Here is a 23,915-nt window from a genome sequence, read left to right as displayed (position 1 = left end):
CAATTTCTTGGTGAATTTGGTCTGTGGATTAATTGCCTATTGCCATCAGCCCAAGAAGCCCTCTCTCAATATCAATGCGTTTTTCCTCCCTTCTGCTTAACCCGAACTCAGGTTAAATAATAATTAGTCATGAAAAAAGCGCCTTTAGAAAATCCGATTTTTACCGTCCCCAACGTTCTATCAAAAGCAGAGTGTGCCGAGTATATCGCCTTAACCGAAAACATAGGCTATACTCCGGCTGGTCTCACTGTAGGACAGGATGAATACATAATGGCTCCATCAATCCGAAATAACGATCGGGTGATTTTGGATGATGAAGAACTTGCAGCAAATTTATGGCATCGTGTGGAAACTTATGTCCCCAGAATCGGTAACTGGTGTGCAATGGGACTTAATGAGCGCTTGCGGTTCTACCGATACGATCCGGGTCAGCGCTTCGCACCGCATCACGACGGTAGTTATTGGCGAACAAACGGCGACCATAGCCGTTTAACTTTTATGATTTATCTGAGCGAAGACTTTGAGGGAGGCGAAACTCTGTTTTTTTCACCCAACGTCTCTATAGTTCCTCAAATCGGTATGGCGCTGTTCTTTATCCACGAAATAAAACATGAAGGCGCACCCGTAATCCAAGGTCGAAAGTATGTACTGCGTTCAGACGTGATGTACACGTATGCGAGCCAATAAAAATCGGGGGAAGTTGACTTTTAAAAAATGGCGATCGCTCTACAAAATTTCATTTAATTATTCTTTATTTCCCTGATAAATAATTCTAAGGTCAAACGGCTGTTTTCCCCGTTTATTTATATCCCGTGTACAACTTTTTATGTCATCGTCTTCGCTAACCCTGTACTGGATTCCGCTCAGAATAACAATTAAAAAAAGTTGCCTATTGCCTATCTTTACTTTACCCAGCAGGGAGCTGCTGGGAGTTGCATTGTTTAGCTTAGAGGATAATAAATAAAAAAGGAGATTGGGAAGTTTTGTGTCCCCATTCTCCAATTGCTATGACGATGAATTTAAAACAGCAATTTAAAATTTGTTGAGCATCTGAAAAATCGTCATTTTATGAGCCATGAAAGAAAGTGAAAAAGTGAGCTTCTCTTTCTTTAGTCATTTTTGTAGATTTTGGCGATATATTCGGGTTTTTTGTCAGATCCTTTTTTGTCGGATAAGGTTCTTCCGCTAAAGGCGAAAAATATCCAGGTGAAGGCAATTGCGGCAATCGTTAATTCCATAGAAATTTCTCCAAGTTAAGCAAGCTGTCTTGTTAACCTTATTAATCAACTCAAGAATTGCTATATCCGGATAAATTTCAGGTTGGCAGATAAAATTTATTTGTAGATCAAGAGAATTTGCAAGCGCACCCTTAATCTGTAACCCAGAACTGGTATATTTCTGGGTGTTACCAATGAAGGAATATCGCTTCGCAAACGCTACTATTGTTGAGGCGGATCTGATTGGCGTTCCTCTTGCGGTTCTTTCGCTTCTGCTAAAGGTTTGACGACTCGCGCGATCGCTTCTTGCACAAATGTCTTGATAAACTCATCCCGGCGATTTAGCTGAAACTGTCGCTGCACAACTTCTGTGATTCCGCCATCGCCCCAATCTTGATCGTGACGGAAGTATTCAATAAAACTCTTCCCAGCAATTCGAGTCAAATAAGCGGCGGTAACGCCTTGAATCACCTTACCAATAGGATAGGCGGCGACACTCAGTTGGAGGACTCTAGAAAGCAACTCAATTGCTCCTTGGACAATTCCCAAACTCGCGAGAGTTTTCCCTAAAGAAAGCGCTAATTCGCGCCCTCGATCCATATTCAGTTCACAACCGTAAATTCTGCCAATTTCTACAACCATTTGGGCATTTACAGCGGCAGTTGCTAGCAAATCCACCACTGGCAGGGGTGTCACGGTGATGACACCCGCCCCAATCCACTGAAAACGTTCTACCACCTTCTCCGCTTGGCGTCTGCGCTGAGCATCCAGCAGGCGTCGAGCTTCGTCTCCCAGTCTCTGAGATTGCAGTAGGATGTTGTCAGCGACTAGGTCTTCTCCTTCGGCTCTAAGAACCACTGCCATGCGGCGAATTAACGGCATCACATCGGGTTCGGGTTGGAAGGTTTCGCCACTCTCCAATTCGGCAAGCTGGGGATTCGCAGCGATCGCAACCACATCGGCGGTAGCGATAAATCCCCGCACTCGTTCCCGCAGACGCGCCAGAATTGTTTCCTTATCGGTGTCTGTATAAAGATCGGTTTTGTTGAGGATCAGCAGCGATCGCTTGCCAATCTCTGCCAAGGTTCGCAACGGGTTATACTCCGACTGCCGCAAGTCATTATCTACGACAAATAACAACAAATCTGCTTCAGTTGCCAATTGCCGTGCTAGTTGTTCTCGCTGGGTTCCTGCTACCCCTGCTTCTAAAATTCCGGGCGTATCGGTAATCAAAATTTGCCGATTTAATCCTTTCAACTTGAGAACGTAAGTTTCCCCTACCTCCGTCGTTCCCATTGGCGCGTCTACCCGTCCTACCATGCGCCCAATCAGGGCGTTCACCAGAGAAGTCTTGCCAGCGGAACCCGTGCCAAATACGACGACTAACAGTTCCCCACGCGCTAAATTTGCTTCGATTTCGCGCGATCGCTCAAGTAATGCCTGCCGCGACACCTCATCCTGAATCTGTGCTACTTGCTGCCGCACTGCTTTGAGGGTTTCTGAAGCCGCCTCTGTCTTCGCTTCCGGGACTTTCGGCAATCTGCGGCGTTGCCGCGAACCTTTTGCAGTCCCCTGAAGAATCATCACATAGTAGATAAATCCACCGATTAGCACCCCCAGTAGGACAATCAGCAACAAAAGCAGCAGATTTCCCAATAAAGGTGCCGTAAAAGAAATCTGAATATACAGCCGATAGAGAGAATTAATCAGCCACAGCATCAGCCCCAGAATTACACTGAGGCCAACGATCAGCGTTAATAAGCGCGACAGGGGCATGAACGGGATTGTGGTAAGGAGATGCTTCTAATCTTAATCTCCCTATCATTGTCTGCTATCAGCAACAGGCAAGAGATGCTTCCACGAATAAAGTAGAGCCTGTTGCCGTGATTTTTTCTCGGCTAGATAATTAAAACAAAGCGTCTTTCTGAGTAATTTTAAAAAACAGTAAATTATAATACAAACTAGCTTTTAAAATTATCCCCCACCGGATAGATCGATGATCTCTGAGCCAAACGTCAGGAAGCCTCAGATACGCTTAGGCAGTGCGTTCCCTCACCCAGTCAGTATCACAGGCTGGCTCAGCCGGGTCACTGGTCGTTTCAGCGTTAGCCAAAAAATTAGTTATGGATATGGGCTAACCCTAGGCATTGCCGTTTTGGGAACGGCTGCCGGATTTATGATTGGAGATTACTATCAGCAACGAGCTACGAAGTTGCATGAATATAGCAACCAAGAACTCAACCTTCTCCATCGCTTGCAAAATGGCGTACTACAGGCACGTACGCACCAACAACAATTGATTCCGCTAGCAGAAAATTCGGAATTGTTTTGGGACGAATACTCTCATTTTCTGGAACATACTGCTGAAATTAAGCGGATATTGTCTCAAATCAAATCTTATACAAACAGCGCCGTTTATCAACGCGAGGCAGCGGCTCATGTACACGCTGATGGAATACCCAGTTTTCTAAAAACTTACGAAAACGTACCAGAAATCTATTTTCATCAGGTTGATGAATTAGTACAGCAAATTGAGCTGTCTCATTTAAAGCCAGATAAAATTCAGGAAGCACAAAAACTACTTTTAAATTTTACGAATGGTTCTGTAGCGCTAAATTTTGATGGTCTCTCAGACGACTTAACTGGAGTTATTCAGGGATCTTACCAGGATGTTAAGCAGGCAGAACTGGCTTTGATTGCTGCGGAAACAATCCGATTTAAAATTATTGTTGCAAGTATTTTATTGTCAATTGCGATCGCTATCCTTTTAGCCATCTACACTTCTCGCGCCATCGTCCGTCCCCTGAAAGCTGCAACCGATGTAGCGCAGCAGACAACTCAAGAATCTAATTTTGACTTGCAAGTGCCGATTACAACTGAAGATGAAGTGGGAATGTTGGCAACCTCCCTCAATCAGCTCATCCTACAGGTGGGGCACCTTTTGCAAGAACAAAAAGCAGACAGCGAGTTGCGGCTGATCCAGAGTGAGAAAATGTCTAGCTTGGGGCGAATGCTTGCCGGAGTCGCCCATGAAATCAATAATCCGGTTAACTTTATCTATGGCAACTTGGCTTATGCTGGTGACTACGTTAAAGAACTTCTCGCATTACTAGAAACTTATCAAGCTGAAATTCCCAATCCGCCTGAAACGATTCAAACTCAAGCAGAGGAAATTGATATCGATTTTCTTAAACAAGACCTGCCTAAAGTTCTGCAATCGATGAAAGTCGGTTCTGACCGAGTTCGACAAATTGTTCTAAGTTTAAAAGATTTTTCTCGCCTCGATGAACCACAACCTAATTCTGTAGATTTGCACGCCTGTCTTGATAGCACTCTGCTGATTTTGAACAATCGGATTAAAAATAATATCAATATTATTCAAAACTACGGCGATATCCCAGCCATCGAAGGGTACACCGGCTTGCTTTATCAGGTATTTATGAATTTACTCAGCAATGCGATTGATGCTCTAGAAGAGGCAAAAGAGCCTGGAGAAATCGTGATTTCTACAGAACGCCTAAACAAGGATACCGTTGGGGTGCGGATTGCTGACAATGGTTCTGGCATTTCACCAGAACATCAAGAGAAAATATTTGATGCCTTTTTTACCACGAAGCCGAGAGGCATTGGTACGGGCTTGGGTCTATCAATCAGCCATCAGATTATCGTAGAGAAACATGGCGGTAATTTTAGCTGCAAATCAGAAGTTGGTAAAGGGACAGAGTTAGCGATCGCTTTACCGATCAAACATCAAGTCGGTGTCGCATCAACATCAACAACCAAAATTCTCTGCTAATAGCTAGAGGCGAACTACAGCCCAAAAGTGAGACATTTTGTTCAAGTTATCGGAGTAGAAAGAGTTATGGGACTTTTTGACCAAATTATCAATGCCCTAGACAGTCCAGATCGCGAAGCGACTCCCGGACAGATGGATAATATTTTTGGCACCGTGCAGCAGGTCAGCAATAATTATGGTGCCGACCCGTCAGCAGTGCAATCTACAATGTCCCTTGTAGGAAACTACGTGCGCTCTGCTCTACAACAGAAGCAAGCTACCGAAGGCCCCCAACAAGCGCAAGCCCTTGTTAATCAATATGGCGGCAGTTCTCCCAATCCTCAAGCCGTTGATGCGCTTTTTGGTTTTTCTCAAGTGCCGCAAATCGTGCAAGTCATTGCTCAAAGAACCGGCTTGAATCCGGCGATGATTCAACAGATGTTGCCGATTCTAGTTCCCTTGGTGTTAAATCTTCTAAAAACTGGCTCCAGCGCTCAAAATCCGCACGGGTCGAATCCAGTTCTGAATACTTTCTTAGATGCCGACCGCGATGGCGATGTTGATATTGCTGATGCGATGCAGTTAGCAGCTCGCCATCTGGGTAGATAAAGCAGGGAATGGGTAATGGGATACCCATTACTCATTACCCATTATTAATATCTGACCGCTCAACCCCCTCAATTTCCAAAATCAAATCGGCACCATAGACTTTAGACGGCGTCTGAAAGCCGACACTCACCTGTCCGGCAAGCACCTTAGTAACAATAGCCAGCGCCGTCAGTGCTGTGAGCGTATAGCCTTCTGGACATTGCAGTCGGGATACCTTAGTTGCGCCATCATCTGACACCTCTCCCCACAATCTAGTTTTCCCCTGTTGCCTCTGTGCATCGGTTGGTCCTGGTGGTTGAGCTTGGATTAGACGTTTCTGTAAGCTTTGCATGGGTGGTGACCCCAATAACCAACCCAAATATCTACTTGCGACTAGCGCCCAGTAAGTGGAGGGAGGGGTTGCCATATAAACTTCAATATTGGGAATCCCTGTGCTGTAGAAAGCGGTAGACACATCTCCCCAAGGAAGTGTGGTGCCTAAAACAGGGCCTTCTCCAAAGTCGATGGTTCGAGTTTTCCAAGCAGTCGGAACCGGAGTCAGAACGCCACCCCGCCGCACTAAGCCTCCTTGCTTCTGAGCTTCCACGATTGTTGTGGCAGTTCCCCGCGATGTCTGACCGGCGGTGAAAGCCAGCGCCAGACTTGTTGCTGAAGGCAGCTGTCTCTTGAGATGAGCCGCGAGACAGTCAGAAGGAACGACATCAAAACCGACGCCGGGAAGCAGCATTACGCCTGCTTTTGTTGCCTCAGCATCTTTGGCAGCGATCGCCTCGAATACTGCGACTTCTCCGGTAATATCCAGATAATGCGTTTTTGTCCGCAGGCACCCTTCAACCATTGGCTTAGAGGTGCGGGAGAATGGCCCTGCACAGTGGAGTACGGCTGTAACATCCTGGAGTGCCGCATCCACGGCGGATTCATTTTCTAAGCTAAAGGCGCGGTGTTCTAAACCAAGCGATGTCGCTAACGGCTGCAACTTTTCGGAATTGCGTCCTGCCAGAATTGGGCGTAACCCTTGCTGTACTGCCAATCGCGCAATCAGGGTTCCGGTATAGCCATTCGCACCGTATAACAAAAAGTTTGAGGACATTAGTACAGAAGTTACGACACAGCAGAGATAGAAAGCGATCGCTCTTTTTATCCGGTTTCCTCAATCGAGGCTATAACAGTCGAGCGACTGCATACTTCTATTGTGCGCTTGTGAGTGTTTTCTTCAATACGGCGAAAGGTACAGGTAAAATGACAAAATGTTTGCTCTGCTTTGCTTCCAAGGCTAGGATAGCTAGTCGCTGATTTAATCGTCTCGCCCCTAATAACTATGTTGGCTGCAATTTTATTTGACTTGGACGGGACTCTGGTAAATACTGACCGAATCCATTACAAATCTTGGCAAGATATTTTAAAACAATACGGTATTGATATTGACGAGAATTTTTACCAAAAACGGATTAGCGGACGCCTTAATCCAGTTATTATCCAAGATATTCTCCCTCAGTTATCCTTATCAGAAGGCGAACAACTCGCTGAAGCGAAAGAAGCTTATTTCCGAGAATTATCACCAGAACTTAAACCCCTGGCTGGACTTTCTAAAATTTTGGCATGGACAGAAGAATTAAAGTTGCAACGAGCAGTTGTCACAAATGCACCGCGTAAAAATGTCTACTTCATGCTAGAAGCTTTGGATTTGGCAGATGCCTTCGCCACCGTTGTTTTAGCAGAAGAAGCGATCGCAGGCAAGCCCGATCCGGCTCCCTATCAGCTGGCGTTGGATTATTTTGGAATTAAAGCGGAACAAGCGATCGCTTTTGAAGACTCTCCCTCCGGCATTCGTTCATCGGTAGGCGCAGGCATTGCGACAATTGGCATTGCCTCCACCTACGATCCCAAAGTTCTCTGCGACTACGGAGCAATTTTTGCAGTGCCTGATTTCACCTCTCCGCAGTTGTGGACGTGGCTAGATTCTCCCGCAAAAAACGATCCCGATCCTAATTGAATTTATTAACGCTACACTCTCTTCGCTATAAAGCACTGAGGACGAGTAAGAAGAGATCTCTCCGATTTTATGAATGAATTAGGATTGCGATATTTATATTTCTGTGGATGTACAGTTTGATTTTTGTAGAGGTAGGTTTGATAGCCAGAGACCTAATTTGCCCCTAAAATTGGGATAAAGCCGCCCTCCGCCACTTAGGAAAGGATAATGTGTAAATTCTAGGCGATCGCGATCTAAATAGCGCTGCTTAGTTTTACAATGAATTGGCGAAATCTGGTAGCTCAAAGTCAAAAAATCAATGGGACACTCTCTGAAGCTTCCTCAAAAAATCATGCTGCTTGGTTCAGGAGAACTCGGCAAAGAATTTGTCATCGCTGCTCAACGTCTAGGCAACCATATCATTGCAGTGGATCGCTATCATAATGCTCCAGCAATGCAAGTAGCTGATGAATTTGAAGTAATTTCTATGCTCAGTGCTGATGACCTAGAAGCCGTCGTGCAAAAACATCAGCCAAATTTAATTATTCCGGAAATTGAAGCGATTAGGACGGAGAAACTGATTGAATTTGAAAAGAGAGGGTTTACAGTCATTCCAACTGCTACTGCTACCCATTATACGATGAATCGAGACCGAATTAGAGAACTTGCCCATCAGCAATTAGGACTTAGAACTGCTAAATATGCGTATGCAACAACGCTGGAGGAATTTATTGATGCTTGCGACAAAATTGGGTTTCCCAATGTAGTGAAACCTGTGATGTCATCCTCTGGAAAAGGTCAATCGGTTGTCAATTCGAGCGATGAAGTTGAAGCGGCATGGAAGTACGCAATTGAAGGTTCTAGAGGAGATACTCAAAAAATTATTGTCGAAGAGTTCATTCCCTTTGAATTAGAAATAACCTTGCTAACGATTAAGCAGTGGAATGCTCCAACTATTTTCTGTCCTCCTATTGGTCATCGTCAAGAAAGAGGGGATTATCAAGAATCTTGGCAACCCGCAGCAATGCCAGAAAACTTGCTTTTGGAAGCACAGGCGATCGCGCAAAAAGTTACTGATGCTTTGGGAGGCGCTGGAATCTTCGGGGTGGAGTTCTTTATTACCAAAGATTCTGTAATTTTTTCCGAACTTTCTCCCAGACCTCATGATACGGGAATGGTGACATTAATTTCTCAAAACTTGAATGAATTTGAATTGCATCTAAGAGCGGTTTTAGGCTTACCAATTCCTAAAATAGAACTATTAGGGGATTCAGCAAGTGCAGTAATTCTGGCAAGTAAGCATTCAAATTCAATCGCTTTTATGGAGGTGCAAGAGGCTTTATCTGAACCGAATGTAGATATCCGGTTATTTGGAAAGCCAAATTCTCGCCCTAACCGCAGAATGGGAGTCGCTTTGGCGAAAGCAAGTAATGTCCAAGAGGCGCGGAATAAAGCGACTAAAGCCGCTAGCAAGATTAAAATTGTTAATCAAGACGATCATTATTGATGCTTGATTATTAGAAATCCCCCAACCCCCCTTTTTAAGGGGGGCTAGGATAAGATTCTACCTTTTGCCAAAAAATATAGGGTGAAGCAAATATTTTGTCTTTAAATATGACAATTGTATTAATAGATAAATTAGAAGTCAGGAGTTATTCAGGTTGAACGATTCCATTTTTTCTGATATTCAAAACCATTGGGCGCAAGAGTGTATCAAACAACTGCAAGCGCGAAATTTGATTAGTGGCTATCCAGATGGTACCTTCCGTCCGAATGCACAGGTGACGCGGGCGGAGTTTGCGGCGCTGGTGCGAAAAGCGTTTCCCAATGCTGTCCCGATTCGGAATGCGATTAACTTTGTGGATGTACCTTCAAATCATTGGGCTTATCAGGCAATTCAAGTTGTTTATCAAATGGGTTTTTTGTCTGGCTATCCAGATCGCACATTTAAGCCCAGTCAGGCGATTCCGCGAGTGCAAGCTTTTGTAGCTTTGGTATCGGGGTTGAAGTATGGCGCTACCACCAATCCAAACGAGATATTAAAAAAGTATTTTGAGGATGCGGTGCAGATTCCCAATTATGCAATTGGCGCGATCGCATCTGCAACCGAAAAATATCTTGTCGTCAATTATCCGAATGTCCGACGCTTTAACCCCAATCAGAATGCCACGAGAGGCGAGATTGCAGCTTTGATTTGTCGCGCTTTGAGCATTCCTGGCGTGCCCTTGCAGTATATTCCAGGGATGGAATTTGTGGTGATTCAACCGCAATTTGATGAAGCTGAAGCTTTTTCGGAAGGATTGGCACGAGTCAAAATTGCTGACAAGTGGGGTTATATCGATAAAACAGGTAAACTCGTAATCTCGCCACAATTTGATGAAGCGGATGCTTTTTCTGAAGGAGTGGCACTGGTTAGACAATACGCGCCAAAGAGGCAGTAATGGAAACTCGCGGTGTCTGGATTACTACAACAGATAGCAAAGTTCTGAATTCTCGGCAAAACATTGCTGCGGCGATGGATTTCCTCGCTCAAACTGGGTTCAATGTAGTCTTTCCAGTTATTTGGAATAGTGCCTTTACGCTATATCCCAGTAAAGTGATGCGGGACAATTTTGGTGCCGAAATTGATCCGCGATTTGTTGGTCGCGATCCCTTAGCTGAAATGGTAACTGAGGCGCGTCGAGTTGGACTTGCGGTGATTCCCTGGTTTGAATACGGATTCGCCGCTTCTTACAATCAAAATGGCGGGCATATTCTAGCGAAAAAGCCTGATTGGGGTGCCCGCGATAATAGCGGCAATTTAGTTAAAAAGAACAGTTTCGAGTGGATGAATGCCCTTGATTCTGAAGTGCAGGAATTCCTACTCAATTTAGTGCTAGAAGTTGTCAAAAATTACGATATTAGCGGCATTCAAGGGGACGATCGCCTGCCTGCACTTCCAAGCGAAGGGGGCTACGATCGACGAACAAGCGATCGCTACTTTCAGCAGTTCCTCCAAAATCCTCCGCAAAACTCAAAAGATCCGCAATGGCTTCAGTGGCGTGCGGATATTCTCACCGATTTTTTAACTCGTCTCTACCAAGAAGTCATTAATATTAAGCCAGAATTACTGATTTCACTGGCACCAAGCCCCCACGGTTGGGCACTTCAAGAATATCTGCAAGATCCCAAAGCTTGGAGCGATCGCGGGTTAGTTGATATGATGCATCCACAGTTGTATCGCCGCGATTTCTCTAGTTACAAACAACTGGTTGATAGTCTTGTCGCCCAGCAATTTACCGCCGCACAACTACCAACCCTGATACCCGGTATTTTACTCAAAGTCGGTGGATATCGCATCAGCGCCGAATACTTGTTGCAAGCGATCGCTTACAATCGCTTTCGTGGCATTCAAGGCGAAGTTTTCTTCTTCTACGAAGGTCTGCGAGAAGACAATGACGCCTTAGCGAAAGCCTTGCGTTCTGGCCCCTACTCCCAGCCTGCCCCTTTTAATCCCTCACCATTAAAACAGCTTGGTTTTACCAGTCGGAGAATTGGCGGCAAATATAGCTATATCGACACGACCGGAAAAAGTGTCAGCCAGCCGCAATTTGACTGGGTGGATTCTTTTCATAGCGGGTTGGCGCGAGTCAAAATGGGCTATAAATGGAGCTTTATTGATACTACCGGAAAATTGATTAGCCGATTCCAATTTGATAGCGCTGAGTATTTTAGAGAAGGGATGGCAGCGATAAAAATTGGTAGCAAATATGGTTATCTCGATAATACGGGGAAACTCGTCATTCCGCTGCAATTTGATGAAGCTAAGTCTTTTTCAGAAGGGTTGGCAGCAGTCAAGATAGAGAACAAGTGGGGCTACATCGATCGGAGGAACACTAAGGCGCTAGATGCTCCTCAGGGTTGGATCAACAACTTTCTGCTTCGCTTCCAAACTATTTTTAATCCAAACACCCTCACAATTCCTCCGCAATTTGATAGCGCTGATGCCTTTTCGGAAGGAATGGCACGCATTGGTGTTGGTGGAAAATATGGTTATATTGACACGACGGGAAAGCTGGTAATATTGCCACAATTTGAGGACGCTAAATCTTTTTCAGAAAAATTAGCAGCGGTAAAACTTGCTGGAAAATGGCAGTATATTGATAAAACTGGAAAGGTCGTAATAGTGCCGCAATTTGAGGATGCTGGGTCTTTTGTAGAAGGGCTAGCAGCAGTCAAAATTGCTGGCAAGTGGGGCTATATTAACAAGATAGGAAAGCTAGTCATTCCTACAGAATTTGACAATGCGCAATCCTTTTCCCAAGGATTGGCGCTGGTTAATATTGGTGGATCGTGGCGTTCCGGTGAGAATGGGGAATTGTCTTTCAGCGGTGGGAAGTGGGGCTACATTCGGAATGTGCTGTCTTGAAGGGCTGAGGGCTGTAAGGGTGAGTTTCCCGGTCGTTACTGAGTTGCGGGTGGCAAACGCGATCGCACAGACTGAGCAAATTCCTCGCGTCCAATCTCCAATTGTGGTGGAACGCCGTTGGGATAGGTTTGAGAGATCAAAGCTTGTAGTTTTTGAATTCGGTTCTCAGGGTTGGGGTGGGTGCTGAAAAACTCCGGAGATTGACCGCCACTCCTGGCACTCGCCAGAATCTGCATCACTTCAACACTAGCTTTAGGGTTGTATCCAGCTTGCGCCATAAACTGAACGCCAAGGCGATCGCTTTCTAGTTCGTCCTCCCGTCCGTAGCGCAGATTGACAATCTGGTTCACTGCTTGGGCAATCACTTGTGCCTGCCGACCGCCACCTTGGTCGTCACTCGCCGCAACTCCAACCGCTGTTACCAGTGCTGTACCAAGTTGCTGCTTTGCCAAGCGTTCCGCCCCGTGTCGTCCCACAACGTGCCCGACCTCGTGCCCCAACACAGACGCCAGTTGTGCTTCAGAAGAAAGACGACGCAGCAAACCCGCAGTAATAAAAATTTGTCCTCCCGGCAACGCGAAGGCATTAATCGTTTGAGGGTCGCGCAGCAGATGAAATTCAAAGGGATAGCCGGAAGTCTTCGCCTTTGACTCCTGCACTACCTCATTTCCTACTTTGTCAATATAGTTTTGTAGCGCCGGATCTGGGTACAGACCGCCAAATTTCGCCGCCATTTGCGATCGCGCTTGCAGTCCCAAGACGACTTCCTCCTTTGGCGAAAGTTGCACCCGCTGCTTTTCCCCAGTTACCGGGTTCTCCACTGTCGTAGTGCAGTAACTAACTAACCCAAATAGCATAAGTAACAGTGCAATTCCCAGCCGGATTAGCGCTCTCACTGCTTATTCTCCCGATTTATTCGTCCGGAGGTTATCATACTGCTCGGTAATTTAACATCAGTCCGAAGGATGCTTTATTTAGTTTTTTTGTAGGATGAAGGCAACTCTAGAGCTTGAACCTAAGCGTTTATCCTCTTTTACCCCAATGTTAAATATTATTAATTGAGTAGAAAGTTCGGTGCAATCAATAGACGAATTAGCGCTTTAGGAATCTGAACGTGAAAAGAATGCCGTTTGCCTATCTGTTTGCCTATCTTTTGAGGTAAAGACACTTATATCGTGTGGCAGATAGGATTGCTCTATTTGAACTGTTAATCTGTAAATGTAAAGAAGAGACTATTAAGGAATCAGAACCATGAACATTATTGCTTGGATCGTTTTAGGTCTGATTGCTGGTGCAATTGCTAAAGCTATTTATCCGGGTCATCAAGGCGGTGGTATTCTAGGAACCATCGTACTAGGAATCATTGGAGCTTTCGTAGGCGGTAGTATCGGTACTTTCCTGCAAACGGGGACTCTACAATTAGCAGCTTCTAGCTTGAGCATTCCTGGAATCATTGTCGCTGTTTTAGGCGCAATCGTTGCAGTCTTCCTGTGGAACTTACTCACTCGCCGCGCCGCTTAAGTAGCGCTACATCTGCCACTTCGTTCGGCAGAGTCAAAATGCTCAATCTGCGATCGCAGCTCTTGGGCAAGTCTTGGGCAACTGATTAATTTTCAAGGAAGTGAAAATTGCGTTGTAATAGACGACAGGTAAGTAGTATACGCCTCGTCAGTAGGGGAGTATCAGAGACTCCCCTACACTTTCAATGCAATGAGATCAAAGAACGCGATCGCTTGGAGCAAGATTGATATTTTTTGATTGAAGTATGATTCGGGAATTCTCAATCTTGCTATACATAGTTATTTTATGGCTTTGAAAATAGCTTTAAAATAATTGCCAGAGCCTTGCATCTACCATTCGTATAAAAGTTCAAGATAAAAATTGAAGTGTGACGCAGGCTGCAACTATAGCCCTGCGAACCATTCATAACCTTGATCTTCCCAATAGCCCTTATAAGGTAACAAATCGCCAACTAGCGTAATGCTTGTCACCCATTTGCTTTGCTTGTAGCCGAGTTTAATCGGGGAAGCTAGACGTAGAGGGGCACCATTCTCAACCGACAAAGGTTGACCATTTTTTTGGTACGCCATGAGAGTTTGGGGATGCAACGCAGAAGCAATATCCCAACTTTCGTAATAACCATCCGCCGACTTAAAGTAAGCATAGCGGACATTCGCTTTTGGTTGCGCCAGAGATACAATTTCCCGCAGTTGGATTCCCCCCCACTGCACAATTGCCGCCCAACCTTCGACGCAGACATGGCGAATTGTCATTGAGGATAAAGGCATTTGCTGAAGCTCCGCCATACTAAGACTCAAAGGATTATTAACCTCGCCATTTACATTTAGGCGAAACACAACAGGGTCTATTTGTGGCGTAAAGTCAAATGTATTAATAATTAAAGCATCTGGCTCAATCTGGCTAGCATGAAATTCAGGTACAGGTTTTTGCGGATTTAGCAGTAACTCTTCAACACTTTGGTTGAGGGGTTCAAAAGCTTTACCTGCAATCCCCTCAAACACGCTGAACGCACAACCCCCCAGAAGTAAGCTAATACTAGAAAGTCCTGATAATTGCAGAAATCTGCGACGGGGAACTTGAATCAAGTTCATAAAATATCTCTACTAAAATATTCAATAACTTAAATAGCAACCTCCTCCTTTAAGAGTTACTGTAAGCAATTCAGTAAACTCATTTTGAAGAAGAAAACTAGATTGATAATGAGCTTTAGGATTATTGTAATCCAACCTACAGCTTATTATAAAATACCGTTACCAGAACATAGAATCAATTAACCGAGAACCTCCTACTTTAAGAGCTAGCCAAGAGTGAACCATTGCAAAGAGTATGACAGTTGGCACACTCATAAAGTGAACAATTCGCAATGCTTGCCAATCGCCAAATAAATCAACAATCCAGTGAAATTGAGCTGGTTTATACATTCCCAGTCCGCTTAGCAAAGCTAGCAGTAAAATCGGAATAATCGCGGTGTAAGCAATTCGATGCCAAGCATAAGCAATGCGCTTGGGGTTGTGGCTCAATTGCAGTGCCTTCACATCCTTCTCACCTACAAATCGATGCTTCCAGCGCCGAGTTATCAAAATATAAATCCCGTACCAAACTAAATTTAGAGCAAATAGCCACATGGCAGCAAAATGCCAATGTCTACCTCCAGCAAGCCAGCCGCCTAGCAAAAACAAGGGTGGAAAATGCCAACCACCGCGTCCACCAAAAACCGGATTGGCGTTGTAAATCTGTAGTCCGCTGGTAATCATTAAAAGCAAGCTAATAATGTTGATCCAGTGAAATGATTTTGCCGCCAAAGCTTGTGTCGGTAGCAGTGGGGGGCGAGGTGTTTGGGAGGAAATAGACGAACTCATAGATTTATAAGTATAAATTTATCTTTTTTTGATTTCATCTTAAACACTATCTTCTCACATCAAAACTCAAAACTCTTCTTACCAATTTTCTATTCAAACCGTTTCCCCTTTTACTGGCACTAAATAACACCCAGTAATTTTCCATTTACCCTGAGATTGCTTTTTCATCAGATAAAGTGCCCTGATCAAATTTCCCTCTCGATCGAGTAGAAGCACTTGCTGAGCTGGGAATCCTTCAATTGTGGTCATGTTCTCAAACATCACGGAACGAGGACGATGAACTGGTTGATAAGCAGCCTTCACCATCCTTAAAAAGTTGTCTGGCGTCCCGAATTGAGCTTGAATTTCAGAGCTAGCAAAGGAGAAAGCTCCTTCAGCATCGTCTTTCTGAAATGCTTCCAGTTGGTTAGAAATCACAGAACGGATAATCAGGCGATCGCTATCAGTTACTTCCATTTGTTGAGCTTTGACGGGTAAGGTGAGCGGTAAAAAAGCCAGCAAGAATTTTAGGAAACAACGGACGCAACGCATCTGAAAATTATTTTGACTTATCGGAGATTTTAATCTGGGTTAGCAAGCCGGATTGGAATGAGCCAAGAACTCCGTTAGGCTCAATCAACCAGATTTAATCTGAGACAATCTATCTTGCATTTCTACATCCACCGACACCGAGCGAATTTTGCGCCCGATTGCTGGAGGCTGCCGCAGTTCGCATCGGAGATCCGCAACTAATTCGCACAAGTGTTGCGCTATGTCCCGATCCAATGGCGTCTCTGGTTGAAAGCTATGTTCAATCTGACGAGCTAGTTGAGAACCCCACGGAAAGCCAAACATCCCTAAAGAACCCGCTAGCTTGTGAGCTGCCCAAACTGCTCGGTGGCGCTGTTCCAACCCCAGTTCGTCTCTCAATAAGGCAGTCGTTGCCTCCTCAACAACATCTATCCGAGAGATAATCTCTCCTTGCAAGCGCTCCCAAACTTTCATCACTGCCGCCTGCGTTTGAGCGGGAGTTGGCGGCTGGTGTAGGGCGGAGGATACCGCTTGTGTTGGAGGATGAGATTGAGCTGGCTTGAGGCGATATCCTAGCCCATAAACCGTCTCAATCAGATCGGTGGGAGCGCCCGCGGCTCTCAGTTTTTGCCGCAACCCTTTAATGTGAGATCGGACGGTTTCTTCAGCGGGTGGTTGCTCAAACGACCACAGGTGTTCCAGAAGCTCGCTGCGGCTAAAGACTTGATTCGGACAGCGCACAAACAGTTCTAGTAGCGCATACTGTTTGGGGGTAAGATGCAAGTTTTTCCCTTCATAGCGTCCCTCTAAGGTAGGCGGGTCAAGACCTAGGCTGCCATTCTTCAGAATTGGCGGCTTTAATAAACAGCAATGACACAGGAGAGTGCGGACACGAGCCGCTACTTCTTCTAAGTCAAAGGGTTTGAGGACATAATCATCCGCACCAGCATCCAGCGCAATGACTTTATCGCCATCAATTTCATGGGCAGCGTATAAAAGAATCGGCATCAACCGCCCTAAAGAACGTAGCCGCTGACAAAGACTGATGCCATCCAGTGTGGGGAGCATCACATCTAGCAAAATTAAGTCATAAGTACCAGCCCGTGCGAATTGCCAGCCTGCTTGCCCATCGGCTGCCCGGTCAATTATATAATTGCGATCGCTGAGGGTTTTGGTGAGAGCTTGTGCCAAACGCTCATCATCTTCCACTAGCAGAATGTTCACTTTGAGATTTCCCCTAATCCTGATTCGCTTCCCGTCAAGCACTGGCGACAGACGCCCGCAGGCATTTTCTACATATATCAATTAATTTGTCAATAGTGTTTTAAAAAATAAGCATTTCTATGAAGTTACTTAAACTAAGTTTGCCTGATATTAAAAATAAAAGCAAAAAGGCAAAGAGCAATCCTCACGATGTGCCTTCTCCTGGTAGCAGTAACCGTAGCAGTGAAGCATCTTTTGAAATTGGCAATTGCGGTGGTTTTTAGAAAAATTTTTAGGTACGACGCTCGCTGCCGATAACTGTTTCTGCACAATGATATTCTTTATTAATGGTGCCACTAGATTCAGCTTAGGTTTGGAATTCAAAGCAAATTGCGATCGCTAATTTCCGCTAACTTTTAACTAAACAACCGCGCTACAGGACAAGTAAAACCGGGAAGCAAGGGTGAGGTGAGTTCATCGCTGGCAAACAATGTCGCTACTAGCACCAATGTTGCCCCCTCTCGTCGATAAATCTGAATTTGCTGCAAACGCCAATCAACTATCCAGTATTCTCTGGCTCCCTGCGATGCGTAGAGTTTTAGTTTCACCTGTCTATCTCTGCGTTCATTCTCCTCGCCTGGAGATAGCACCTCAACCACCAACTCTGGTGCTGCGGTTAAATGCCCTGCATCATCTAACACAGCAGCTAATCGTTCCTTGCTTGCCCAAACTACGTCAGGAATCACGTTATCAGCATCCGTAAAAATGATGCCAGCACCACTTGCAGATTCTCCTAAACCAGTCTATCGCGACCAAAAATTCAACTCTGTACAAATGTTGCTACATACTCTTTGATGACCCCAGTGTGGTGCGCGTGTCACAAATAATTCTCCATCCACAATCTCATAGCGATTCCCGTTATCTGGCAACAACTCCAGATCGGCAACTGTCCAACGGACTCGATCGGTAGTGGTTTGGCTCATCAGGCACTCCTTGAGTGTGTTACTCCATTTTATGAGTGCAAAGAAAAGACTGAGAACTAAAATTTAGTCCTCAGTCTGCGAAGAGAGTGCCGCTACGCGAACACTCCTTAGTGCTATTTTCAGATGTAGGCTTTAGCCGCGCAGATGGGCAGCGTTTTCCATCAGCTGCTGTTGCAGGTTAGCGGGTACCGGCTTGTTGGAGGCAAACTCCATTGAGAAGTTAGCTTGACCGGAAGAAAGCGATCGCAATTGTGCAGAATAACCGAACATTTCCACGAACGGCACTTCGGCACGGATGACAGCGTAATTTTCCATCGTCTCTGAACCCAGTAGTAAGCCGCGACGAGACGAGAGATCGCCCTGCACTCGCCCGACAAACTCGTTAGGTGTCTCCACTTCCACGAGCATAATCGGTTCGAGGATGACTGGCGCTGCTTTGGCAAAAGCTTGCTTGAGTGCAAGACTCGCCGCAGTTCGGAACGCCATTTCCGAAGAGTCAATTGCGTGGTAAGAACCCGCTTCTACTATCGCTTTGACACCAACAATCGGATAACCGATGAGATGTCCGCTAGCGATCGCTTCGCGGAAACCTTTCTCGCAAGCGGGAATGAATTCTTTGGGAATTGCACCACCAACCACCCGATTCTCGAACGCAAACGGTTGTTCGCAAGGTTCAATCCGACCGATAACATGAGCATATTGACCGGGGCCACCGCCTTGCTTCTTGAGCCTGTAGTCGAAGGTTGCCGACTGGGTAACGGTTTCGCGGTAAGCTACGGCGGGCGCACCGACGTTAACTTCGGCGTTGTATTCCCGCTTCATGCGTTCGATGTAGATTTCTAGATGCAGTTCGCCCATCCCCGAAATCAGGGTTTCCTTGGACTCCGGATCGATGCTGACGCGGAAGGTAGGATCTTCCCGTGTAAAGCGATTGAGCGCTTTCGACATTTGAGCGGCATCTTCCCGTTTCTTGGGTGCGATCGCTAGCGTCATTACGGGTTCTGGCACAAATATTCCCTCCAAAGAGAGGTTCGTTCCTTCCGAGCAGAACGTATCGCCAGAAGCGCAGTCTACACCCAGCAGAGCTACAATATCCCCTGCGGCAGCAGTTTCGACCTCCTCGCGTTTGTTCGCGTGCATCCGCACAATTTGGCTCACTAGCACTCGTTGGCTGGTGCGAGTGTTGTAGATGCGCTGTCCCTCGCGCAGCGTCCCAGAATAGATGCGGGTATAAGTCAGTTGTCCGTACTCATCTTTGGCGATTTTGAAAGCCAAGGCAACCAGTGCGGCTTCCGTATCTGGATAGACATGAATCGGCTCATTGGTCGCGATTGCGATCGCTTTCACCACTTCCCTATCCACTGGTGACGGCAAGTAAAGAGCAACAGCATCTAATAAGTTCTGAACCCCCTTATTTTTGAAGGCGGAACCCATCAAAACTGGCGTTAATTGCAAGCTTAAAGTTGCCCGACGAAGGGTTTCCCAAATCATTTCTTTGGGAATTTCTTCGCCCTCTAGTAGCATCTCCATCATCGATTCGGAGAACATAGAGAGTTGAGCGAGCATCTTTTCTCGTGCTTCTTTTACCTCCTCGCGTAAGTGTTCGGGAATTGACTCAATGACGCGAATTTCGCCTTTTTCTCCGGCAAAATAGTTTGCCGTCATTTCAATCAAATCAATGACGCCTTCAAACTTATCCTCGCTGCCAATAGGATACTGAAGCAGTACCGGGTTCAAACCCAGTTTTTCTCGTAGCGATCGCACGACTCGGAAAGGATTTGCACCTGTCCGATCCATCTTATTAATGAAGGCAATACGCGGTACGCGATAGCGCTTCATCTGCCTATCTACTGTGATAGATTGCGATTGCACACCAGCAACCGCGCACAGCACCATAATCGCACCATCAAGAACCCGCAATGCACGTTCAACTTCAATCGTGAAGTCCACGTGTCCAGGAGTATCGATCAGGTTAATCTGCGTATCATTCCATATGCAAGTTGTCGCTGCTGAAGTGATGGTAATGCCTTTTTGTTGCTCTAACTCCATGTAGTCCAATGTCGCGCGATCGCTACCTCCCCGAACTTCGCCAATCTTGTAAATTTTGCCCGTGTAGTACAGAATCCGCTCGCTGAGGGTTGTTTTACCAGAGTCGATGTGAGCAGAAATTCCAATATTACGGATGCGCGTTCGGGGAATCATAGGACAAATACTCTGCCTTACCAGAGCCATGAAAAGACGTTTGCCACTTGTGCGGCAATATTTATGCTACATATATACTACAGAAATGTCAAGGTATGGAAAGGTAGAGCGATCGCTTCTTTTGTTCCAAATATAAGTGAGTCAGCGCGATCGCGTAGTATTGGCTAAGCAAAGGGTGTAGATGCCGAAAAACAGGAATTATCTGGATAAGCTCTCCAGAGCGATCGCATTCTCCCCCTTTGCAAACTCGCTCAAAGTATAAAAAAGCTGACCTGTAATTTTGGTCAGCTCATAAGATTAGATTTAGCGCCAAATCTTAAGTCCAGTAGAGAATGCGACCTTGGGGAAAGCGCTTAGTAATCTCACCTTCACAAAAGCGCCGTAGGGTCTTCATCGTGTCAGTGTCATAAACATACTTGGTGCCGCCAAACTTGTTACGCTTAACAGTGCGTGTTTCTTCATCCATGTCCAGCTTTGATTGGGGATACCAAGTTTGCAAAACCTCTTTTGAGCCAGGGGTGAAGCGGTGGGAAATCAACTCGAAAGTCAGGTCACAATCAAAATCGAGTGCTTCGCTAATCGAGTCAAGCAAACGAGTGTAGTGTGTCTCCCAATCCTCTATCGGCATAATCGGCGCAATCACTAAACCCACTGGATACCCGCCACCACCAGAAGATTGAGGTAAAGCCAACCGCCGCAAAGCTTGCAGCCGGGAAGCGACTGAGGCTGTACCGCCTTCAAACCGCCGAGACACCGGATCGGCATTCACACTGATTCGACAACGGGTGTGACCATTGTGCGGCAAGTCGAGTAATTCATCCACCGCATCGAACTTGGAAACCCAACGCAGATGTCCGTTCGTCCGCGTGCCAAAGTAGCGGATACATTCTGCAAGGCTGCCAGTTAAATGTTCAATGCCCAAGGGATCGGTGTAGCAGCTAACCTCAAAACTTGTGGCGTCGCTTCCTTCGTAAGCTGCTAGATTCTCCAATATTTGCGGCAAGTTCGCAAAGACGCGAATCACGGGTGGCCCTGATAAACTACCAGCTAAATAACAGTATTGACAGTGTGCTGGACAGCCTTCCGCGATGTGAAATTGCCAGTCAGCCGATGGAGGGATGGGGCTGAGTTTGAAGGAACTAGGCGGTGCAGTAACGACGGCGAGGGTACGCTTGGCGATGTTGTAGGTATCGCGCTCGCTCTCGCCACGTAAACCAGTCAGGCGGTTTCGCGCCAACTCTTCGATGGGTAAATTGAGCGACTGGACGCGAGAAAGTATCTGCTGACCGTAAGGCTCTTCTAAAGCAGCGGGTGTGAATAAAACTCGCTCCGGCATCCACAAACGAGTGGATGGCGCTTCTGGAGATGAAATGTTGTTTGCGATCGCGTGCATACTGTCAGATTCTGCGTATTGATCAATTTGGAGCTGAAGTCAGGGGCGATCGCGATCGCCCCTTCCCGATGACCTTAATTCTCTAAAACTTGGCGGATGCGTCGTTCCAACAGTTCCAGATCCAGACCGCCTTCATCACGGCTAATCCGACGCACAGTTGAGTTAACGTTGCCCAAATCTACCAACAAATCTTGGAGAATTTCTTGCTGTTGACGCGCTTGGGTGACTTCACGCGGTTCTTGGACCAGGTCACGAACGATGGTATCTTCAGCCCGCGAGGCAACGATGGGGTCAGCTTCTCCCTGTAGATGAACGAAGGTTCGCCGCCCCGGTCCCCGCTCTTCCTCAATGGGGATAATTGCTGTCACCTGGTCGGAGCGCACGTATTTTCCGAATCCTAGATGGACTAAAACCGATGATTGTAGTTTCATTTAGAAGAATGTTTATTTTGTCCCTTACTTCTATTTTAAACGCCTACCAAAAGACCTGAGACCTAGAACTGGAGCGGGTTTTACTCCCTTAAGAGTAGTAGTATCCGGTGGCGATCGCGCGACTTTTTAACACGGTTATTATTGACGAAAAAATGTCTGTTCGCGAAAAAGAGTTATCTGCATCTTGACAAATTACGATTTTTATGGAAGTTTGGGATTACGGTAAGGATGTTGCCTTCAACTTCTTTGCAATCCAGACTGCGGCTGCTGAACCGAAGTCTCCTAAACTCTTCACAAAATTGGGGTCACACTGTGACCCGTAAAGGAACTTATTCATGCAGCCAAAAAATCTGAATAGACTCCTCCGGGCTTTGACCCGTGAGGGGCTTGACGTAAGCTACAAAAATAGAACTTACTCGGTTCGGCTAAATAATTCTCTCGACGCACCAGCAGCAGAAGTCCTGCTTCCCGAAGATTTCCCCGTAGAAGCTAAGGCGCTTAAGCAACTAGCAAATCTAGCCAATGTGCGGCATCCTAGCGGGGGTCATGTTTGCAAGTGCTGTGCTACGCCTGACTTTCATCCTGGTGATGCTGGGGTTGCGATTGGCTCAATTTTGGAAACTAAAGGGATGCTGATCCCTGCTGCTGTCGGTTCGGATATCAACTGCGGGATGAGATCGCACGTTGTAGACTTATCGCTTGAGGAATTTTTGGCAAAGCGCGATCGCTTCGTGGAATTGATGAAAGGCGATTATTTCTTCGGAACTCGCGATGTCACCATGACAGCCAAAACTGCTCGCGCCTTGTTCCAGTATGGGATTCCCGGCTGGTTGGATGCAATGCTGGACTCCCCTACGGGTAGTATTGTCAAGTCTGACTTAGACCAATTGGCGGCGGAATGCGATCGCGTCTACTTAGGCGGTTCCATGAACGGCAATGTCAAGTTTGCACCCCTAGAACTGATTCCAGAAGACGGGTTAGTGCGGGATGGTGGACTAGCTACCATCGGCGGCGGGAACCATTTTGTTGAAATTCAGGTGGTGGAACGGGTAGAAGACAAAGCGACAGCTTACGCCTGGGGTGTCCGAGAAGGACAACTGGCGTTTATGATTCACTCAGGTTCGCGCAACGTGGGGAAGTATATTGGGGGAATGTGGCGCGATCGCGCTAAATCTGCATGGGCTAAAGGTGTAAGATACCCTGAATCTGGTCTTTTTCCCCTCTCAGTTGCAGCAAATCCCGAACTTGTAACCAGTTACTTACAAGCTGAGGCGACTGCTGCTAATTACGCCTTTATTAATCGGTTGCTGTTGGCGGAACTGTTGCGCCTGCGCCTGCGGGAAGTTTACGGTAATGTCGAGGCTCCCCTCGTCTACGACTTGCCACATAATATTACCCTCAAAGAAGGTGCTGGATGGGTGACTCGCAAAGGTGCTTGTCCCGCCCATCCCGGACAACCTGTGATTATTCCCGGTTCGATGGGTGCTGCATCTTACTTGCTGATTGGCAAAGGGAACCCGAAATTTTTAAGTTCTGCTTCTCATGGTGCAGGAAGAATGAGGTCGCGTTTCGATCTCACCCGCCAAGGTGCAGACCAAACTGAAGCAACTTTGGGCTTAACGGGAGTAGACTGCATCACTTTGCGCGAAGAACGCAGAATCGAAGAAGCACCCGCAGCGTATAAGCCAATTGTGCCTGTAATTGATGCCCAAGTTGAGGAAAAAATGGTTAGCGTAGTGGCAAAGATGAAACCTGTATTGACTTTTAAAGCGTAGGAAAGAATACTGTGGCATTGGAGCGATCGCGGTGTTGGATAACTGCTATACAGTAAG

The 23,915-nt window shown here is 46.2% G+C and carries 20 protein-coding genes and 2 pseudogenes; 10 read left to right on the top strand and 12 right to left on the bottom strand.

All coding sequences use genetic code 11. The features are described 5' to 3' along the window. A pseudogene (locus tag NC996_RS22850) lies at positions 1-100 on the top strand (IS982 family transposase); the annotation flags it as partial. Positions 101-129: 29 nt separating this feature from the next. After that, positions 130-687, top strand: coding sequence for a 2OG-Fe(II) oxygenase (locus NC996_RS22845; protein ID WP_190431592.1), 558 nt, complete (start codon positions 130-132; stop codon positions 685-687). Positions 688-1,109: 422 nt separating this feature from the next. Here NC996_RS22845 and NC996_RS22840 read toward each other — a convergent pair whose 3' ends face one another. Both NC996_RS22840 and NC996_RS22835 read right to left on the bottom strand, forming a co-directional pair. Next, complete coding sequence (locus NC996_RS22840; RefSeq protein WP_277877468.1) at positions 1,110-1,238, bottom strand: hypothetical protein; 129 nt, start codon at positions 1,236-1,238, stop codon at positions 1,110-1,112. Positions 1,239-1,439: 201 nt separating this feature from the next. Further along, a complete protein-coding gene (locus NC996_RS22835; protein ID WP_190535035.1) occupies positions 1,440-2,993 on the bottom strand; it encodes a GTP-binding protein in 1,554 nt (517 codons plus the stop codon). Positions 2,994-3,213: 220 nt separating this feature from the next. On the opposite strand from NC996_RS22835, the gene NC996_RS22830 reads away from it, so the two are divergent. Together NC996_RS22830 and NC996_RS22825 are read left to right on the top strand one after the other, a co-directional pair. Continuing rightward, entirely contained in the window at positions 3,214-5,013 is a 1,800-nt protein-coding gene (locus NC996_RS22830) for an ATP-binding protein (RefSeq protein ID WP_190687317.1), read from the top strand. A gap of 66 nt (positions 5,014-5,079) precedes the next feature. Further along, positions 5,080-5,601 (top strand): DUF937 domain-containing protein, encoded by a 522-nt coding sequence (locus NC996_RS22825; protein ID WP_190410496.1) that lies wholly within the window; start codon positions 5,080-5,082, stop codon positions 5,599-5,601. 34 nt (positions 5,602-5,635) lie between these two features. On the opposite strand, the gene NC996_RS22820 is transcribed toward NC996_RS22825, so the two are convergent. Beyond that, the gene (locus NC996_RS22820; RefSeq protein WP_190687314.1) at positions 5,636-6,691 is read right to left on the bottom strand and encodes a saccharopine dehydrogenase NADP-binding domain-containing protein; all 1,056 of its coding nucleotides are present in this window, start codon (positions 6,689-6,691) and stop codon (positions 5,636-5,638) included. A gap of 228 nt (positions 6,692-6,919) precedes the next feature. Here NC996_RS22820 and NC996_RS22815 point away from each other — a divergent pair, with 228 nt between their 5' ends. From NC996_RS22815 to NC996_RS22800, 4 genes are all read left to right on the top strand, one after another. Then, a complete protein-coding gene (locus NC996_RS22815; protein ID WP_190687310.1) occupies positions 6,920-7,594 on the top strand; it encodes an HAD-IA family hydrolase in 675 nt (224 codons plus the stop codon). 298 nt (positions 7,595-7,892) lie between these two features. Then, positions 7,893-9,080, top strand: a complete 1,188-nt coding sequence (gene purT, locus NC996_RS22810; RefSeq protein ID WP_190687308.1) for a formate-dependent phosphoribosylglycinamide formyltransferase — start codon at positions 7,893-7,895, stop codon at positions 9,078-9,080. Positions 9,081-9,234: 154 nt separating this feature from the next. Beyond that, entirely contained in the window at positions 9,235-10,014 is a 780-nt protein-coding gene (locus NC996_RS22805; protein WP_190687305.1) for an S-layer homology domain-containing protein, read from the top strand. Beyond that, entirely contained in the window at positions 10,014-11,981 is a 1,968-nt protein-coding gene (locus NC996_RS22800; RefSeq protein WP_190687302.1) for a WG repeat-containing protein, read from the top strand. The genes NC996_RS22805 and NC996_RS22800 overlap by 1 nt, the downstream gene beginning before the upstream one ends. Before the next feature lie 35 nt (positions 11,982-12,016). Here the strand turns inward: NC996_RS22800 and NC996_RS22795 are convergent, their stop codons facing one another. After that, complete coding sequence (locus tag NC996_RS22795; protein ID WP_190410896.1) at positions 12,017-12,838, bottom strand: M48 family metallopeptidase; 822 nt, start codon at positions 12,836-12,838, stop codon at positions 12,017-12,019. 394 nt (positions 12,839-13,232) lie between these two features. Here NC996_RS22795 and NC996_RS22790 point away from each other — a divergent pair, with 394 nt between their 5' ends. Continuing rightward, positions 13,233-13,502 (top strand): GlsB/YeaQ/YmgE family stress response membrane protein, encoded by a 270-nt coding sequence (locus NC996_RS22790; RefSeq protein ID WP_190410490.1) that lies wholly within the window; start codon positions 13,233-13,235, stop codon positions 13,500-13,502. A 383-nt stretch (positions 13,503-13,885) separates the two neighbouring features. Here the strand turns inward: NC996_RS22790 and NC996_RS22785 are convergent, their stop codons facing one another. The 8 genes and pseudogenes from NC996_RS22785 to NC996_RS22750 form a co-directional block, all read right to left on the bottom strand. Continuing rightward, positions 13,886-14,593 (bottom strand): molybdopterin-dependent oxidoreductase, encoded by a 708-nt coding sequence (locus NC996_RS22785; protein ID WP_190687299.1) that lies wholly within the window; start codon positions 14,591-14,593, stop codon positions 13,886-13,888. A 159-nt stretch (positions 14,594-14,752) separates the two neighbouring features. Continuing rightward, the gene (locus tag NC996_RS22780; RefSeq protein WP_190431614.1) at positions 14,753-15,361 is read right to left on the bottom strand and encodes a cytochrome b/b6 domain-containing protein; all 609 of its coding nucleotides are present in this window, start codon (positions 15,359-15,361) and stop codon (positions 14,753-14,755) included. 93 nt (positions 15,362-15,454) lie between these two features. Beyond that, complete coding sequence (locus tag NC996_RS22775; RefSeq protein WP_242030475.1) at positions 15,455-15,892, bottom strand: DUF4864 domain-containing protein; 438 nt, start codon at positions 15,890-15,892, stop codon at positions 15,455-15,457. 84 nt (positions 15,893-15,976) lie between these two features. Beyond that, positions 15,977-17,095 carry a response regulator gene (locus tag NC996_RS22770; RefSeq protein WP_190687296.1) on the bottom strand — a complete coding sequence of 373 codons (1,119 nt, stop codon included), beginning with the start codon at positions 17,093-17,095 and terminating at the stop codon, positions 15,977-15,979. Between the two features lie 395 nt (positions 17,096-17,490). Further along, positions 17,491-18,057, bottom strand: a pseudogene (locus NC996_RS22765) (Uma2 family endonuclease). A 132-nt stretch (positions 18,058-18,189) separates the two neighbouring features. Further along, entirely contained in the window at positions 18,190-20,259 is a 2,070-nt protein-coding gene (gene fusA, locus NC996_RS22760) for an elongation factor G (protein WP_190687293.1), read from the bottom strand. Between the two features lie 316 nt (positions 20,260-20,575). Then, positions 20,576-21,652, bottom strand: coding sequence for a spore photoproduct lyase family protein (locus NC996_RS22755; RefSeq protein WP_190687290.1), 1,077 nt, complete (start codon positions 21,650-21,652; stop codon positions 20,576-20,578). 74 nt (positions 21,653-21,726) lie between these two features. Further along, a complete protein-coding gene (locus NC996_RS22750; protein ID WP_190687287.1) occupies positions 21,727-22,083 on the bottom strand; it encodes a hypothetical protein in 357 nt (118 codons plus the stop codon). A gap of 335 nt (positions 22,084-22,418) precedes the next feature. Between NC996_RS22750 and NC996_RS22745 the strand changes: the two genes are divergently transcribed. Continuing rightward, positions 22,419-23,858: an RtcB family protein gene (locus tag NC996_RS22745; RefSeq protein ID WP_190687284.1), complete on the top strand. Its 1,440-nt coding sequence runs from the start codon at positions 22,419-22,421 to the stop codon at positions 23,856-23,858. The last annotated feature ends 57 nt before the right edge of the window (positions 23,859-23,915 follow it).

Source organism: Trichocoleus sp. ST-U2, from assembly GCF_039961875.1.
GTDB lineage: Bacteria > Cyanobacteriota > Cyanobacteriia > Cyanobacteriales > FACHB-T130 > FACHB-T130.
Note: the sequence above shows the minus strand (reverse complement) of the source record. Positions and strands in the feature narration are given on the sequence as shown.

What these genes read in the sequence shown, in the direction of transcription:
- NC996_RS22845 (WP_190431592.1), top strand. Translation starts at nt 130, where the DNA reads ATGAAAAAAGCGCCTTTAGAAAATCCGATTTTTACCGTCCCCAACGTT.
- NC996_RS22755 (WP_190687290.1), bottom strand. Translation starts at nt 21,652, where the DNA reads ATGCACGCGATCGCAAACAACATTTCATCTCCAGAAGCGCCATCCACT.
- purT (WP_190687308.1), top strand. Translation starts at nt 7,893, where the DNA reads ATGGGACACTCTCTGAAGCTTCCTCAAAAAATCATGCTGCTTGGTTCA.
- NC996_RS22795 (WP_190410896.1), bottom strand. Translation starts at nt 12,838, where the DNA reads ATGCTATTTGGGTTAGTTAGTTACTGCACTACGACAGTGGAGAACCCG.
- NC996_RS22780 (WP_190431614.1), bottom strand. Translation starts at nt 15,361, where the DNA reads ATGAGTTCGTCTATTTCCTCCCAAACACCTCGCCCCCCACTGCTACCG.
- NC996_RS22790 (WP_190410490.1), top strand. Translation starts at nt 13,233, where the DNA reads ATGAACATTATTGCTTGGATCGTTTTAGGTCTGATTGCTGGTGCAATT.
- NC996_RS22835 (WP_190535035.1), bottom strand. Translation starts at nt 2,993, where the DNA reads ATGCCCCTGTCGCGCTTATTAACGCTGATCGTTGGCCTCAGTGTAATT.
- NC996_RS22785 (WP_190687299.1), bottom strand. Translation starts at nt 14,593, where the DNA reads ATGAACTTGATTCAAGTTCCCCGTCGCAGATTTCTGCAATTATCAGGA.
- NC996_RS22800 (WP_190687302.1), top strand. Translation starts at nt 10,014, where the DNA reads ATGGAAACTCGCGGTGTCTGGATTACTACAACAGATAGCAAAGTTCTG.
- NC996_RS22745 (WP_190687284.1), top strand. Translation starts at nt 22,419, where the DNA reads ATGCAGCCAAAAAATCTGAATAGACTCCTCCGGGCTTTGACCCGTGAG.
- fusA (WP_190687293.1), bottom strand. Translation starts at nt 20,259, where the DNA reads ATGATTCCCCGAACGCGCATCCGTAATATTGGAATTTCTGCTCACATC.
- NC996_RS22830 (WP_190687317.1), top strand. Translation starts at nt 3,214, where the DNA reads ATGATCTCTGAGCCAAACGTCAGGAAGCCTCAGATACGCTTAGGCAGT.
- NC996_RS22820 (WP_190687314.1), bottom strand. Translation starts at nt 6,691, where the DNA reads ATGTCCTCAAACTTTTTGTTATACGGTGCGAATGGCTATACCGGAACC.
- NC996_RS22815 (WP_190687310.1), top strand. Translation starts at nt 6,920, where the DNA reads ATGTTGGCTGCAATTTTATTTGACTTGGACGGGACTCTGGTAAATACT.
- NC996_RS22840 (WP_277877468.1), bottom strand. Translation starts at nt 1,238, where the DNA reads ATGGAATTAACGATTGCCGCAATTGCCTTCACCTGGATATTTTTCGCC.
- NC996_RS22825 (WP_190410496.1), top strand. Translation starts at nt 5,080, where the DNA reads ATGGGACTTTTTGACCAAATTATCAATGCCCTAGACAGTCCAGATCGC.
- NC996_RS22775 (WP_242030475.1), bottom strand. Translation starts at nt 15,892, where the DNA reads ATGCGTTGCGTCCGTTGTTTCCTAAAATTCTTGCTGGCTTTTTTACCG.
- NC996_RS22750 (WP_190687287.1), bottom strand. Translation starts at nt 22,083, where the DNA reads ATGAAACTACAATCATCGGTTTTAGTCCATCTAGGATTCGGAAAATAC.